Source organism: Alistipes sp., assembly GCF_048465635.1.
Lineage (GTDB): Bacteria > Bacteroidota > Bacteroidia > Bacteroidales > Rikenellaceae > Alistipes.
Window position 1 is genome coordinate 124,981 of sequence record NZ_DBFWLF010000009.1, and the last position, 12,683, is coordinate 137,663.

The following is a 12,683-nucleotide window of genomic DNA, read 5'->3' on the forward strand; positions in this document are numbered from 1 at the left end:
TCATTCACACTTTTTTCAGAACACCTCGCGCAGGATACGCACCGACTGCACGGCCGACACGGCGTCGAGGTGGTAGCCGAAATAGACCAGCAGGGCGTTGAGAAACTCGACGCGCTGCCCGCGGTTCAGCCCCAGTCCGCCCAGCGCCCGCACGTCGCAGTCGAGCAGGTCGTCGAGCATGCGGGCGCACGCCTGGTCCATTGCGTCGGGATGCACGGGCCGCAGCGGGGTGTAAAGGCCCTCGCGCAGGTCGAACCATGCCCCGGGGGTGTATTCGTTGCCCGGGCTGAACCCCAGAAAGCGGCTCAGGTTGGCCAGGAACCAGAGGTGGAAATTGGCCACCCCCTCCGCCATCGCATCGAGCGCTTCGACGCACCCCCACACAAAGTCGAACAGCGGCTCGTTGGCTTCGCTCTCCCGCACCAGGCGGTACAAAACCTCTGCCATGAAGAGCGCCATCGTCGACTTGCGGACGTCGAACGGAAGGCCCTGCAAGGCGAACCCCGCGCGCACCTCCCGGAAGCGGTGCATCTGCTGGCGCGACGACTCCAGCCCCTCGAACTCGACGGGGAACATCGGCTGGAACAGCGCCAGCTTCGACCCGCGGCCGTGGCGGCTGCGCACCCCCTGCACCATGTAGCTGCGGCGGCCGCCCACGTCCGTCAGCAGGTAGACCACCAGCGACGAATCGCCGTATTTGAGCGTGTGGAGGACCACTCCGCGCCCCTTGTAGGTTTTCAAAGACCGTCGGCTCCCTTCGTTACGTGAACCCGGGCCCACCCCTCCTTTTCGGCGGTATCGGCGAGTTGCAGGCCCGCTTGTTCGGCCGCGGCGACCATCGCCGGCACGTCGTCGCTGTAAAAGCCGCTCAGCAGTAGGTCGCCGCCCGGAAGCAGCATCGCCGCATAGGCGGGCATGCGGGCCGTCAGTACGTTGCGGTGGATGTTGGCCACGATAAAGTCGTAGCGGCGGCCCGCCACACGGTCGACGTCGCCCAGCAGGGTTTCGATGCGCTCCTCCACCCCATTGGCCGCGGCGTTCCGGCGGCAGCTTTCGCACGAACGGTCGTCGATGTCCACCGCATCGACCCGCGCCGCACCGCGCTTCGCGGCCACGATCGCCAGCACGCCCGTGCCGCTGCCCGCATCCAGCCCGCAGCGGCCCTCCAGCGGCAGCTCGAGCAGCGCACGCGTCATGAGCCACGTCGTGGGGTGATGCCCCGTGCCGAAGGACATGTCGGGCGTCAGCACGATGTCCAGTACGCCGTCCGGCGCCGGGTCGTGGAACGGAGCGCGGATGCGCACGCGGCCGTCGATCTCCACGGGCGGGAATCCGCTCTCCCACGGAGCGTTCCAGTTGCGGGTCTCGATGAGCGCATAGCGCCCCGCGACGCCGTACTCCGCCAGCAGGCTGTCGACCTCCGTCCGGCACGCATCGAGCTGCGCGGCGGGAATATAGGCTTTCAGCACACCGTCCGCAGTCTGGAAGCTCTCGAACGGCCAGTCCGCCAGAAAGGCGGTCAGCACCTCGGCCAACTCCTCCCCGCAGGCGATTTCGAGCGCGATGTAATTCATATTATGTAAAATTTTCGTACCTTCGTCCTCACAAAGTTAACCAATTTGCGGCATATAACCGAACACGAATGGCTGAAAATACGAAAAAATGGGAAGAGGCCGGCAGCAGATACCGCACCTATATTAAATTGGAGAAGCGGCTGTCGGCGAATACCGTCGAATCGTACATGCGCGACCTGAGGCAGTTCGCCCACTTCATCCTCCGGCAATGGGACGTGGCGCCGCGCAGGGTGGAGCCGGAGATGATCGAACGCTACCTGACCTGGCTCTTCGAGCGCGGCCGCGAGAAGACCTCGCAGGCGCGCTGTCTGAGCGGCATCCGAAGTTTCTTCAACTTCCTGCTGCTGGACGACAGGATCGAGACCTCGCCCGCGGAGTACGTCGCCTCGCCCAAGTTCGGGCGGCCGCTGCCCGACGTGCTGACCACCGCGGAGATCGACCGCATCATCGCCGCCGTGGACACCTCCACGACCAAGGGGCTGCGCGACAGCGCCATGCTCGAAGTGCTCTACTCGTGCGGACTGCGCGTGTCGGAGCTTACGTCGCTGCGGATGCGGGACCTCTTTTTCGGGGAGGGCTACCTGCGCGTGATCGGCAAGGGCGACAAGCAGCGGCTGGTTCCGGTGAGCGCCGCGGCCCGCGACAAAATCCAGCGCTACCTGGAACAGCGCCGTCCGGCGCGTCCGAAAGTGGAGGTCGTCTTTCTGAACAACCGCGGCACGCAGCTCACGCGCGTGATGGTCTTCACGATCCTGCGGCAGGCCGCCCTGCGGGCCGGAATCGACAAGCATATCAGTCCCCACACCTTCCGCCACTCGTTCGCCACCCACCTCCTGGAGGGGGGCGCGAGCATCCGTCAGGTGCAGGAGATGCTCGGGCACGAGAGCATCCTGACCACGGAGATCTACACCCACCTCGACAGCGTGCACCTGCGCCGTTCGGTGGAGGATCACCTGCTGATCTGAGGGGACGCCGTTCGCGGAAAACAGCGAGCCTTCCGCCGACGGGCGGAAGGCTTCTTTTATAATTTGCGGATTTGCGCCTGCGGCAGCAAACGAAGGGTCGCGTAATCCAGCCCCGAAATGACCACCGCCACGCCGTCCGGGGCCGGAAGCAGACGAGAGAGCACCTCCGGAAGCACATCCGGCTCGCGGCGCAGGCGTTCGAACGCCGCGCGGTAGTCGGCCGGGAAGTCCGGGACGATCATCCCGGCATAAAACTCCGTGGCGGACAGGCGGTCCGGGTCCGGGCACACCTCCACGCTGCGGATGCGGCCCGCGGCATCCAGCGTCACGAGCGGATTGCGGACCAGGCCGCCGGGGGTCCAGAGCCGGTTAGAGGCTATCCGCCGGAATGGCGGCACGGAAAAATTCATCGGCGAAGATACGAAGGTCCAGCTGACGATCATAGAGGCTGTCGACGGCCGCGCGGGTCGGGGGCGTATAGTCGACCGTCAGGTCGCGCACGGTCACCGACGGCTGGCGCGGTTTGTCTGTGAAGGTCACCAGGTCGATGCGCAGGCGGCGGTGGGTGGTGTCGGTGACCAGCCGGCGCGAGTAGTTCTCCTCGCGGTTGCGGCGCAGGGTGATCGAATAGTAGTTCACGCGCATGCTGTCGCGCGTTTCGAGCCAGACGGAGGCTTTCAGCCCGCGTTCGTTGCGGTCGAGCGAGTCGACCAGGTAGCGCAGGCGCAGGTCGTACTCGCCCGGCTGCACGTCGAGCGTCAGGCGCAGGCGCGCCGTATCGCGCAGCGACCTGACGCGGATCAGGGAGTCCGCGTAGACACGGCGTGTGAAGGTGCGGCGGGCCACGTTGTCGATCGTATCGAGCGCCGCGACCTCGCGGTTGTAGTACTTGCCCTCCTCTTCCAGCAGGACGATCGCCTGCTCGACCACGTCGCCCAGGCGGGCGCTCTTGCGCTTGGAGAAGTTGCCGATGGTGTACTGCACGTCGGCGGTGGTGTAGCCGTAGCTCGAAAAGATCGGCTCGTAGAGGTTCAGCGAGTCGAGCTTCATGTTGCGGCTTCCCGTGTAGGCGTTGGCCAGAAAGGCGTCGTGGAAAATCCACGCCAGTTCGTCGTCGGGAATGATTTTGTGGCGCGAGCAGGCTGCCGCCAACAGCGCCCCGAGCGCGATAAGCGCCGTATATAGGAAACGTTTCATGTCAGGAGGGTTGTTTTATCATGCTGCGCACCGTGAGATTCGTCAGCAGGAGCGCCACCGCGGCGAACGAAGCCAAAACGGCCGCCAGGTCCTCGGGCCGGAACTCGACCGGATAGCTCTTCGTAAGGAACGTTTCGGCCGGAATCTCGATCAGCCCGAAGTGCTGCTGCACAAGGCTCGCGCCGACTCCCAGCACCACGCCCAGCGCCGCGCCCAGCGTGCAGATCAGCAGCCCTTCGCAGCGGAAAATCCCCCGCAGCACCCCCGTGTCGGCCCCCAGCGCGCGCAGCGTCGAAAGGTCGCGGCGCTTGTCGACGATCAGCATCGCCAGCGCCCCCACCACCGAGAACGAAGCCACGATGAGCACCAGCAGCGCAATGAGGAAGATGCCCCACTTCTCGTAGGTCATGATCCGGTAGAACGAGGCGCGCAGTTCGTAGCGCGTGCGGACCCGAAAACCGTCGCCGAGGGCCGCCTGAACGGCTCTCTTTACCTGCCCGGCATCGGCTTCGGGCGTCAGGCACAGCACGACCGCCGAGGCGCGGCCGGGGGACTGGAACAGCTCCTGCGCCAGCCGCAGCGACGCGAGGACGTACTGTCGTTCGGTCTCCAGATCGAGCGCCCAGACGCCCCCCACGGGAATGGTGCGGCGCGTGTAGTTGTCCATCGGCAGCAGCGCGGAGAACGAACCCCGCCGCACGGCGTAGACAGCCACGTCGGCGTCGGCCAGCGAGCGGATACCCAGCTGCCAGGCCATCGTCTGTCCGATGAGCAGACGCTCGAGATCGCCCACCCGCACCCGCGCGCTGCCCGCCGAAACGGCGTCGGCGATCGGCAGGACCGATTCGTACGCATCGTCCACGCCCCGGACGGTGGCGGTCGCCTGGCGGCCGCCGTGTTCCAGCAGCGCGCTCTGCTCCAGCACGAACGAGAGCGCTCCGACACCGGGCACGCGGCCGAGGGCCGCCGTATCGACCGCTTCCACGGGGAAGGTCTGCCCCTCGGCGGGGGTAACGGTCAGATCGGCGTCGAAAGCCGAATACATCGACCGCACGAGCGTCTCGAAGCCGTTGAAGACCGACAGCAGAATAATCATCGCCGCGACGGGCATGGCCACGGCCACGACGCTCAGCCTGGAGATTAGGTTGACCACCGAGCGGGATTCGGGCGCGAAGAGGTAGCGGCGGGCGATGAAGTACAAAACCGTCGGAAATTAGATCACTGCTTCATCGCCTTTTCGATATGCTCGATGTATTCGAGCGAATCGTCGAGGAAGAACTGGAGTTCGGGGACGCTCTTCAGTTGGTTGCGGATGCGCTGGCCGACCAGTCCGCGCAGGAAGCGCACGTGGCGTTCGAGCGACTGCATCACCTCCTCGCTCCTTTCGAAGGGAAAGACGCTGACGTAGATTTTGGCGTAGGCCAGATCGGGCGAGATGCGCACGGCCGTGACCGTGACGAGCGAACCGCGGACCACGTCGGCCGCCTCCTTCTGGAGCAGCTCGGCCACGTCCTTCTGTATCTGTTTGGCAATTTTCTGCTGACGGGTGTTTTCCATGGTAGAAAGATTTATAATCCGTATTTGAATACCTCCTTGTTCTTTTCGCGCTTGGGCCGCGGCTTCCAGCTCTCGAAGCCCTCCTTGTTGAAACGGTAGCTCAGCCCCACCGAGATGGAGAGATTGTCCAGAGGCGAGCGCAGGGGGGTGGCGTAGAAGGGGTTTTCGGGTCCGTCGTCGGCGTTGTCGGCGTAGCGGTTGCGGTTGCGCACGATGTCCGAATAGCCGAAGTAGTAGCGGATGCGCAGGTTCAGCTCGAAGCGGCGGATCAGCACAGCCAGACCGCCGCCGCCCGCCAAGCCGTAACCCCAGCGGTTGTCGCGCACGAGTTTGAAGTGGTAGTCGCCCTTCCACACCGGAGCGCCGGCGTCGCGCAGCGCCTCGTTTTCCCACGTCGAAGAGATGTTGTAGGAGAAAGTCGCGGCGGCTTCGAGGTAGAGGCGCACGTGGTTGTGGAAGAGGTAGACGTGGGGCTGCCAAACGATGGGCAGCACCAGGGAGTTGATCCGGCGCGTGTAGTAAAGGAACTGCGACTTGTCCTCCACGAGCGCCGAGTTGGTGGCGAAGGAGAAGCCCTGCTGCAGAAATTCGAGGTCGATGCCGAAGCCGCCCACGAAGCGCGTGCGGCCGTAGTAGCGCCACGACACCCCGCCGCTGTACATGCCCCAGAGGGCGCGCATCTCCTGCTCGGGCTGCAGGCGGCCGCTGCCCATGCCGTAGCCGACGGTGAAGCCCAGCGTATGCTGCGCCGAGGCCCCGTGCCAGGCCGTGAGGGCCGCCAGGAGCAGCAGCGCGGTTATGATCTTTCGTCTCATCGCTATCTCATCGTGTTGAACATGCCTCCCGTGGAGCCGAACGCTCCGTTGAAGCTGTTGTTATTGTTGTTGTCGGGGTGGTCGTCCCTATCGTGCTTCGGGCCCTCTTTGGCCAGCTTCTCCGCCTCGCGGCGCAGGCGCTGCAGCTCCCGCTCGTCGAGCATGCGCGAGAGCGATTCCATGGTTACCGGTGCGAAGATGCGGTTCATGTCCATCGAAAATTCGATCTCCCAGTTGGTCTTGGTGGCGAAGGTGTCCTCGCCCTCGTCATTGGCGTAGATCTCGGCCCGCTCGGGCTGGCGGCGCTCCACCACGCTGCCCGTATCCCACTTGCCGTTGCCGTTGCGGTCCTCGATGATGCGGAACTTGATCTCCCCCGCAGGGACGTAGTTGAACTGCACGTCGCCCGTCTTCACGTCGCGCTTCTCCTGCTTGAGGCTGTTGCTGCCGTCGAGCAGCTGGACGATGTATTTCGCGTCGTCGTCGCGCCCCGTAACGTGGATCTTCACCGTGGCGAACTTCTCCGGATCGTAGACCGTGTACTTGCCCACGATCGAGTCGTTCGAGAAGCCCGCGATGTCGGTGATGGCCCCCGCAGGGATGGTCAGCGTGTACTGTCCGGCCGTTTTCCACGGGGCGCGGATGAACCAGCGGCGCAGCTGGGCCGTGTCGCGCACGAAGCGCACGGGCACGTCCTCCACGCGGTTGCGCTCGTCGGTGGTGGTCAGCAGCACGGAGGCCGAATCGAGCCGCGCCAGCGGGTAGTCGAATTCGACGGTCAGGTGCTCTTCGGGATTCACCTCGCCCGAAAGCGGGAGCTTGAAGGCGAAGGGGTTGGGCTTCTCCGGCTCGACCCACTCCTCGCCCGCCTCCTCGGCCTTGCGGCGTTCGCGCTCGTTCTTGAGCCGTTCGCGCTCCTGCTCCTTCGTCTCGATCAGCCGCCATGCGAGTTTCAGCGGTTCGGTGACCTCCTGCAGGCGGTTGAGCGTGTCGTGCTTGAAGTAGGTGATCTCCCCCTTGAGCGAATCGGGCAGCGAGGCCGACGGCACGTTGAACCAAAGGGCGATCGTATCGCGTCCGACGGTCTGCGGGTCGATGATGACCGCCTCGTCGGGAATGCTGTCGAAGCGGATGCGCTCGATGCGGGGTTCGGCGGCCGAGAAGTAGAGCATCGCCTTGTGCTGCAGGGGCCGCTCGGTCTCGGAGAGCAGCTGGCGGCGGAACGCCTTGTCGGTGAACATGCGCAGGTAGACCTGCGGTTCGGCGGTGACATACTGGCGGACCGAGTCGTACCAGATGGCGAAATCGGGCATCTTCGCCGGGTTGTAGACCCCCTCGACGAAGCCGACCTGGTCGCTGCCGGGCTCGTAGATCTGGTTGTCGTTCTTGTCCTGGATGCCGTAGATGCGGTAATCGATCGGCTTGAGGTTCTGAGCGATGAAGATGCCGTTGGTCTCGGCCCGTCCGATCACCGAGGGCTTGTACTTGAAGAGCGTGGAGTCGTACTCGGGGACCCACTCCACCGAGTCGGCCGGGAAGAACCAGATGAAGGTCTTCGGCACGGAGTCGGCCTTGTAGCTGTCGGCCGTATAGCCCGAAAGGACCATCGAATCGACCTCGGGTCCCGTGGAGAAGACGTAGCGCATCGAGTAGAGCGGGTTGCCCTCGTTGTTGTCGCGGATGGCGCTGCCGAAGTTGAGCGCGTAGGTCGTGTTCTCCTCGAGCGTGTCGCGCAGCTGGATGACGATGCCCCGGCCGCGCAGGGTGATCAGCGGCTTCTTCTTCATCTGCGGCGAGGTGAAGAACTCCTTCTGCTGGTCCTTGATCTGCACGAACTCGTCGAACTCGATGTAGATCTTGTCGTGGCCCGTGGTCGGGCGGTTGACCGCGAAGTTGTCGGGATCCATCCTCACGATCACCGGGGGCAGCGAGTCGCGCGGTCCGCCCGTGGGGGTCATGATGCTCGCGCAGCGGCTCAGAAACGCCGTGGCGAAGAGCAGGGCGACGGCGGCGCGCAGCAGGCGGACGACGGGTTGTTTGGCGGAGTTCATCGTTTATCGGGTGTAAATGGATTCGGGGGTTACGGGCGTTTCGGGTTCGGGGTTCTGCTCGGGGCGCAGCGCGTCGTTGACCACGCGCCAGCCGTTCTCGACGGTGATCCACTCCTTGCTCCAGAGCCGGAAGACGACCGGGAAGGTCACCTCGGGACCCGACAGTTCGACCTCCTGTTTGGAGTAGGCGTAGAGCTGGTTTTCGAGGTCGACCACCACGACCATCAGCGGCGTGGAGGTGACATCCATCCCGTAGAGACCCGAATCCTCGTGGTAGGCCCGGAAGTTGGGCTGGGTGCGCGTCTGCTTGGGATCGTCCTTGAGCGTGATCCGGAAGTCGCGGGCATCCTCGTAGGAGGCGATATACCACTGCGTGGTGTCGGCGGCATAGGCGTAGGCCTTGACCTGCGAGGAGACCGGATCGCTCTCGGGTCCCCCCTCGGTCTGCTGCAGCTTGGGTGCGATATAGGTTTTGAGCGTCACGGGCGGTACGTAGAAATCGTTGTAGAAGCTCCAGTTGCCGTCCTTGTAGGAGAAACCCTCCTTCCACGGCTTGAAGACCAGCGAGACGAACAGCTCGGGCAGGTTGAGAATCTGCGGCTGGACGGTATAGCCGTAGATGCGGCTCGCGGGGTCGACGGCCACGATCATCTGGAAGGGTTCGCCGACGGGCATCTGCAGCCAGCCCACCGCTCCCTCGATCGCATCGTAGGGCACGGCCACGGCGGCCGGGGTGGTCATCTGCTGCGAGGGGTCGCCCTTGAGGGTAATCACTCCCGCGAGCGCATCCTCGTAGGAGGAGATGCCCCAGAGCAGGGTGTCGACCGCATAGGTGTAGGCCTGCACCCCCTCGAGCGGCTGAACGGGATCGACCGAATTGGGCTGTACGAGCGGTTTGAGCACGTAGGTCGTGTCGTAGGAGGTGTCCTTGAAACACCCCGCCAGCAGTGCGGCGCAGCCCAGCAAAGCGAGTATCCGGGTCTTCATCATCGGGACTGGATTTCGGGGTTACGGCGCAGCGCTTCGAGCATTTCGCCCACGGTTTGGCCCGTGAGGGGGTGGCGCTTGTCGCGGGCGATCTCGGCCAGCGGGACCAGCGCGAACTCCCGCTCGGCGAGCAGCGGGTGGGGGACGGTCAGGCGGTCGGTGGCGATCACCTGGTCGTCGTAGAAGGCGATGTCGATGTCGATCGGGCGCGAGGTGTAGACCGCCCCCGTCGAAGCCTTTTCGACCGCCTCGGCGGCGCGGTTGCGGCCCAAGAGGCGCTCGATCTCCTGGATGGCGTCCAACACCTCTTCGGGCGTCAGGTCGGTCGAGACCGCCAGCGCCTGATTCGAAAAACGCTGCGCGGCGTCGAAGCCCCACGGCTCGCTCTGGTAGCGGTGCGAGCAGCGCAGCACCGGACCCACGCGGTCGTTGATGAGCTGCTGGGCGCTTTGCAGGGTCCGTTTTACGTCGCCGGTATTTCCCCCGGTCAGGAGTATCACACGTGCCATAAATATGCCAGTTTATCGAACGGCCGCCGGAGCCGCTTCCGACGCGGCGTCCGCTCCGAACCCCTGTCCCGAGCGGAGGGGGGGGGTCCTGCGATCGGCCGCAGCGGCGAACCCGGTCCGCGGCCGGCGAAGCGACCCGTCCCAAACGGGGTCACAGGCGGTTTTGCGTCCGTTCATTGTCCCAAACGTTTTATCATCTTGCTCACCGAGAGCGCGAAGTGCGTGAATACGATCGTCGGATTGCCGTTCTGCGAAATCTGGGCCAGAGCGCGCTCGATCTCCTCGACGAGCGGCTCGATGTTGCCCGCGCCGACGAACGGGGCGAAATTCGAACAGAACGCCAGCTCCTCGCCCCAGAGGTAGCCCACCTCCGCGATCCCCGCATGGAGCATGAAGCTCTCGCGCAGCAGGCGGGCGGCGTCGCGCAGGAAGGCGCGCTGCTGCTCGCGCGTGAGCTGGGCGGCCTCCTCGGCCCACGCGATGAGTTCGAGGTGTTTGTCGCCGTAGCTCAACCGCATCAGCGCGCGGAACAGCTCGAAATTCTCCCGCCGGAGCGCGTCGTTCTCGCCCGCCAGCAGGTGTTGCAGCGTCAGCAGGTCGCCGCCCGCGAGCCGTGCCAGGTTGCGCGCCCGGAGCGGATCGTCCCCGACCTTTTCCGCCGCCAGCCGTTCGAGCACCTCCGTCCCGATGCGCGGCACGGCGACCTCCTGCGTACGCGAGAGGATCGTCGGCAGCAGCAGGTCGGGCTGCACCGAGACCAGGATGAAGAGCGTCCGCTCCCACGGCTCCTCCAGAATCTTGAGAATCTTGTTGGCCGCCTCCTCGTTCATCGCCTCGGGCAGCCAGACGAGCATCGTCTTGTAGTCGGCCTCGAAGCTCTTGAACGAGAGTTTGCGGATGATGGCGTCGGCCTCGCGGGCCGTAATCATTCCCTTCAGGGTCTTACCCAGATCGAGGCGGTCGTACCACTCCTGCGGGGAGAAGTAGCCGTCCCGCTCGGCGAACAGGGCGCGGAACGGAGGCAGAAATTCGTCGCTGAGCATCGCTTCGCCCGACTTCTTGCCCTGCCGGTTGACCGGAAAGACCAGGTGCAGGTCGGGGTGGGCCAGCGCGGAGATCTGCCGGCAGTCGGGACACTCGCCGCACGAATCGCCGTCGCGGCGGTGGCGGCAGCAGAGGTACTGCACGTAGGCCACGGCCAGCGGCAGGGCTCCCGCACCGGGAAGTCCCGTAAAGAGCTGGGCGTGGCTCACCCGGCCCGCATCGACCGAGCGCACCAGATGCCGCTTCAACTCCTCCTGTCCTATGATGTCTGCAAATCGCATGTCAATCTCGGTTTTTTCGCAGTCGGCGCACCGTCTGCGCAACGGCGATCCCCGCAAGGGCGGTCAGCGCCACGGCGAGCAGCGCCGTCCGCAGCGTGCCCCGCTCCAGCGACAGGGCCGCCGCACCCACGAGGAAGAGCGCGAAACTCGCCCCCAGCACGACGATCTTCGGCCGGTTTTTCCCGCCCCGCGTCATCCTCTCCGAAGCGCTGCGCGCACCATCGCGCCCACGTCGATCCGCTCGCGGCGGATCAGGTAGGCGGCATAGAGCGCAAATACCACAATATTAAACGCATAGCCGGCAACAATATTGCCCGTGAGCCGCATCACGCCCTCCGAAAGGAAGAAGACGGCCAGGGCCGCGGCGACATATTCGCCGATGCGTCCCCACGCATAGGGCGTCGGGAAGAAGCGGCGGTTGAGCCACCAGCTTACGGCGACCATCGCCGATTCGCTCGCCAGACGCGCCCACGCAGCGCCATAGTAACCCCACGCCGGAATGAGCCAGCAGCCGAAGGCGAACATGGCGACCAGCCCCGAACCCGTGACGACGATCGCCAGCGAGGTCCGCTCCTCGCGCTTGTACCAGAACGAGAGGTTGAGCCAGACCCCCGTGAGCACGTTGGCCCCCAGGATCACCGGCAGGATGTAGATCCCCTCGCGGAAGTCGCGGCCCACGATCCGGGCGAAGACGTCGCGGAAGAGGGCGATGCCCAGAAAGATGAGCATCGAGGCCATCACGTAGTATTTCAGCGCCGCGGCGTTCATCGTCACGAAATCGGACTTCTTGAAGTTCGAGAGGAAGAACGGCTCCGCGGCCAGCCGGTACATCTGGTAGAAGAGCATCATCACCACGGCGATCTTGGTGATCGCGCCGTACAGGCCCAGCTGGGCCATCGGGTCGGCCGAGGCCGGGACGAGGTATTTGATGAGCTGGCGGTCGAGGAACTCATTGGCCGTGCCGGCTAGTCCGCCCACCAGCAGCGGCAGCGAATAGACGAAGACGGCCCCCAGCAGCTTGCGGTCGATGCGGGGCAGGGTCCGGTCGGCGGTGGTGAGGATCAGCCCCCAGGTCACCAGGCTGGCGATGAAGTTGGCGACGAAGACCCAGCCCACGCCGAAGTCGGTGGCGAAAAGTCCGGCGGCTCCGAAAGCGAAAGCCAGCGCCACATTGAGCGCCACGTTGAGCGCCTTGAACCCCACGTAGGTCATGGCCCGTCCCTGCTCGCGCAGCCGGGCGAAGGGGATGCAGGCCCACACGTCGAAGAGGATGATCGCACCGACCCACGCCACGTATTCGGGGTGGGCGACGTAGGCCGGACCCATCAGGCGGGAGATGCCGCCGCGGAAGAGGAGGACCGCCAAGAGGAAGACCACCGCCGCGAGCGAGGTGACGCCCCACGTGGTGGCGAACAACCGCCGTTTGGCCGCACGGACGTCGCCGCCCGCCTCCTCGGCGCGGGCCGAGAAGCGGAAGTAGCTCGACTCCATGCCCATCGTCAGCAGCGTGAGCGCCAGCGGAATCAGAGCGTAGACGTCGGTCACCACGCCGTAGGTTCCCTGCTCGAAAATACGGGTGTAGTAAGGCGTGAGCAGGTAGCTCAGGAACCTCACCACGATGGTGCTGATACCGTATACGGCGGTCTGTTTGGCCAGTTTTTCGAGCATAATGGGGCTGTATAGTCTGCAAAGATACAAATTTC

At 64.9% G+C, this 12,683-nt stretch carries 14 protein-coding genes; 1 reads left to right on the top strand and 13 read right to left on the bottom strand.

Going from position 1 to position 12,683, the window contains the following annotated elements:
* Window positions 1–15: 15 nt before the first annotated feature.
* Window positions 16–741: a DNA repair protein RecO gene (gene recO / locus ACMO9O_RS03995; protein WP_418982324.1), complete on the bottom strand. Its 726-nt coding sequence runs from the start codon at window positions 739–741 to the stop codon at window positions 16–18.
* Window positions 738–1,574, bottom strand: coding sequence for a 50S ribosomal protein L11 methyltransferase (gene prmA / locus ACMO9O_RS04000; RefSeq protein ID WP_418982325.1), 837 nt, complete (start codon window positions 1,572–1,574; stop codon window positions 738–740). Before prmA ends, recO begins: the two co-directional genes overlap by 4 nt.
* A 68-nt stretch (window positions 1,575–1,642) precedes the next feature.
* On the opposite strand from prmA, the gene xerD reads away from it, so the two are divergent.
* A complete protein-coding gene (xerD, locus tag ACMO9O_RS04005; RefSeq protein WP_418982326.1) occupies window positions 1,643–2,539 on the top strand; it encodes a site-specific tyrosine recombinase XerD in 897 nt (298 codons plus the stop codon).
* A 56-nt stretch (window positions 2,540–2,595) separates the two neighbouring features.
* On the opposite strand, the gene ACMO9O_RS04010 is transcribed toward xerD, so the two are convergent.
* The 11 genes from ACMO9O_RS04010 to ACMO9O_RS04060 form a co-directional block, all read right to left on the bottom strand.
* Entirely contained in the window at window positions 2,596–2,949 is a 354-nt protein-coding gene (locus tag ACMO9O_RS04010; RefSeq protein WP_418982327.1) for a cytosine deaminase, read from the bottom strand.
* On the bottom strand, window positions 2,909–3,736 hold the full coding sequence (locus ACMO9O_RS04015) for a DUF4296 domain-containing protein (RefSeq protein WP_418982328.1): 828 nt from the start codon (window positions 3,734–3,736) through the stop codon (window positions 2,909–2,911). The genes ACMO9O_RS04010 and ACMO9O_RS04015 overlap by 41 nt, the downstream gene beginning before the upstream one ends.
* Window position 3,737: 1 nt before the next feature.
* The gene (locus ACMO9O_RS04020) at window positions 3,738–4,937 is read right to left on the bottom strand and encodes an FtsX-like permease family protein (protein WP_418982329.1); all 1,200 of its coding nucleotides are present in this window, start codon (window positions 4,935–4,937) and stop codon (window positions 3,738–3,740) included.
* A 17-nt stretch (window positions 4,938–4,954) separates the two neighbouring features.
* Entirely contained in the window at window positions 4,955–5,293 is a 339-nt protein-coding gene (gene rbfA, locus ACMO9O_RS04025) for a 30S ribosome-binding factor RbfA (protein ID WP_418982330.1), read from the bottom strand.
* An 11-nt stretch (window positions 5,294–5,304) separates the two neighbouring features.
* On the bottom strand, window positions 5,305–6,114 hold the full coding sequence (locus ACMO9O_RS04030; protein ID WP_418982448.1) for a PorT family protein: 810 nt from the start codon (window positions 6,112–6,114) through the stop codon (window positions 5,305–5,307).
* Window positions 6,111–8,159, bottom strand: coding sequence for an Ig-like domain-containing protein (locus ACMO9O_RS04035; protein ID WP_418982331.1), 2,049 nt, complete (start codon window positions 8,157–8,159; stop codon window positions 6,111–6,113). The genes ACMO9O_RS04030 and ACMO9O_RS04035 overlap by 4 nt, the downstream gene beginning before the upstream one ends.
* Before the next feature lie 3 nt (window positions 8,160–8,162).
* The gene (locus ACMO9O_RS04040; protein WP_418982332.1) at window positions 8,163–9,149 is read right to left on the bottom strand and encodes a hypothetical protein; all 987 of its coding nucleotides are present in this window, start codon (window positions 9,147–9,149) and stop codon (window positions 8,163–8,165) included.
* Window positions 9,146–9,655: a 2-amino-4-hydroxy-6-hydroxymethyldihydropteridine diphosphokinase gene (gene folK, locus ACMO9O_RS04045; RefSeq protein WP_418982333.1), complete on the bottom strand. Its 510-nt coding sequence runs from the start codon at window positions 9,653–9,655 to the stop codon at window positions 9,146–9,148. Before folK ends, ACMO9O_RS04040 begins: the two co-directional genes overlap by 4 nt.
* A 173-nt stretch (window positions 9,656–9,828) precedes the next feature.
* Window positions 9,829–10,980, bottom strand: coding sequence for an ATP-binding protein (locus ACMO9O_RS04050; protein WP_418982334.1), 1,152 nt, complete (start codon window positions 10,978–10,980; stop codon window positions 9,829–9,831).
* A 1-nt stretch (window position 10,981) separates the two neighbouring features.
* Window positions 10,982–11,140, bottom strand: coding sequence for a hypothetical protein (locus ACMO9O_RS04055; protein WP_418982335.1), 159 nt, complete (start codon window positions 11,138–11,140; stop codon window positions 10,982–10,984).
* A 32-nt stretch (window positions 11,141–11,172) separates the two neighbouring features.
* Entirely contained in the window at window positions 11,173–12,648 is a 1,476-nt protein-coding gene (locus ACMO9O_RS04060; RefSeq protein ID WP_418982336.1) for an oligosaccharide flippase family protein, read from the bottom strand.
* Window positions 12,649–12,683 lie beyond the last annotated feature (35 nt).

Bases quoted from the DNA above. Each gene is read 5' to 3' on its own strand.
- prmA (WP_418982325.1), bottom strand. From the start codon at position 1,574: ATGAATTACATCGCGCTCGAAATCGCCTGCGGGGAGGAGTTGGCCGAG.
- xerD (WP_418982326.1), top strand. From the start codon at position 1,643: ATGGCTGAAAATACGAAAAAATGGGAAGAGGCCGGCAGCAGATACCGC.
- ACMO9O_RS04010 (WP_418982327.1), bottom strand. From the start codon at position 2,949: ATGAATTTTTCCGTGCCGCCATTCCGGCGGATAGCCTCTAACCGGCTC.
- ACMO9O_RS04015 (WP_418982328.1), bottom strand. From the start codon at position 3,736: ATGAAACGTTTCCTATATACGGCGCTTATCGCGCTCGGGGCGCTGTTG.
- rbfA (WP_418982330.1), bottom strand. From the start codon at position 5,293: ATGGAAAACACCCGTCAGCAGAAAATTGCCAAACAGATACAGAAGGAC.
- ACMO9O_RS04035 (WP_418982331.1), bottom strand. From the start codon at position 8,159: ATGAACTCCGCCAAACAACCCGTCGTCCGCCTGCTGCGCGCCGCCGTC.
- ACMO9O_RS04040 (WP_418982332.1), bottom strand. From the start codon at position 9,149: ATGATGAAGACCCGGATACTCGCTTTGCTGGGCTGCGCCGCACTGCTG.
- folK (WP_418982333.1), bottom strand. From the start codon at position 9,655: ATGGCACGTGTGATACTCCTGACCGGGGGAAATACCGGCGACGTAAAA.
- ACMO9O_RS04050 (WP_418982334.1), bottom strand. From the start codon at position 10,980: ATGCGATTTGCAGACATCATAGGACAGGAGGAGTTGAAGCGGCATCTG.
- ACMO9O_RS04060 (WP_418982336.1), bottom strand. From the start codon at position 12,648: ATGCTCGAAAAACTGGCCAAACAGACCGCCGTATACGGTATCAGCACC.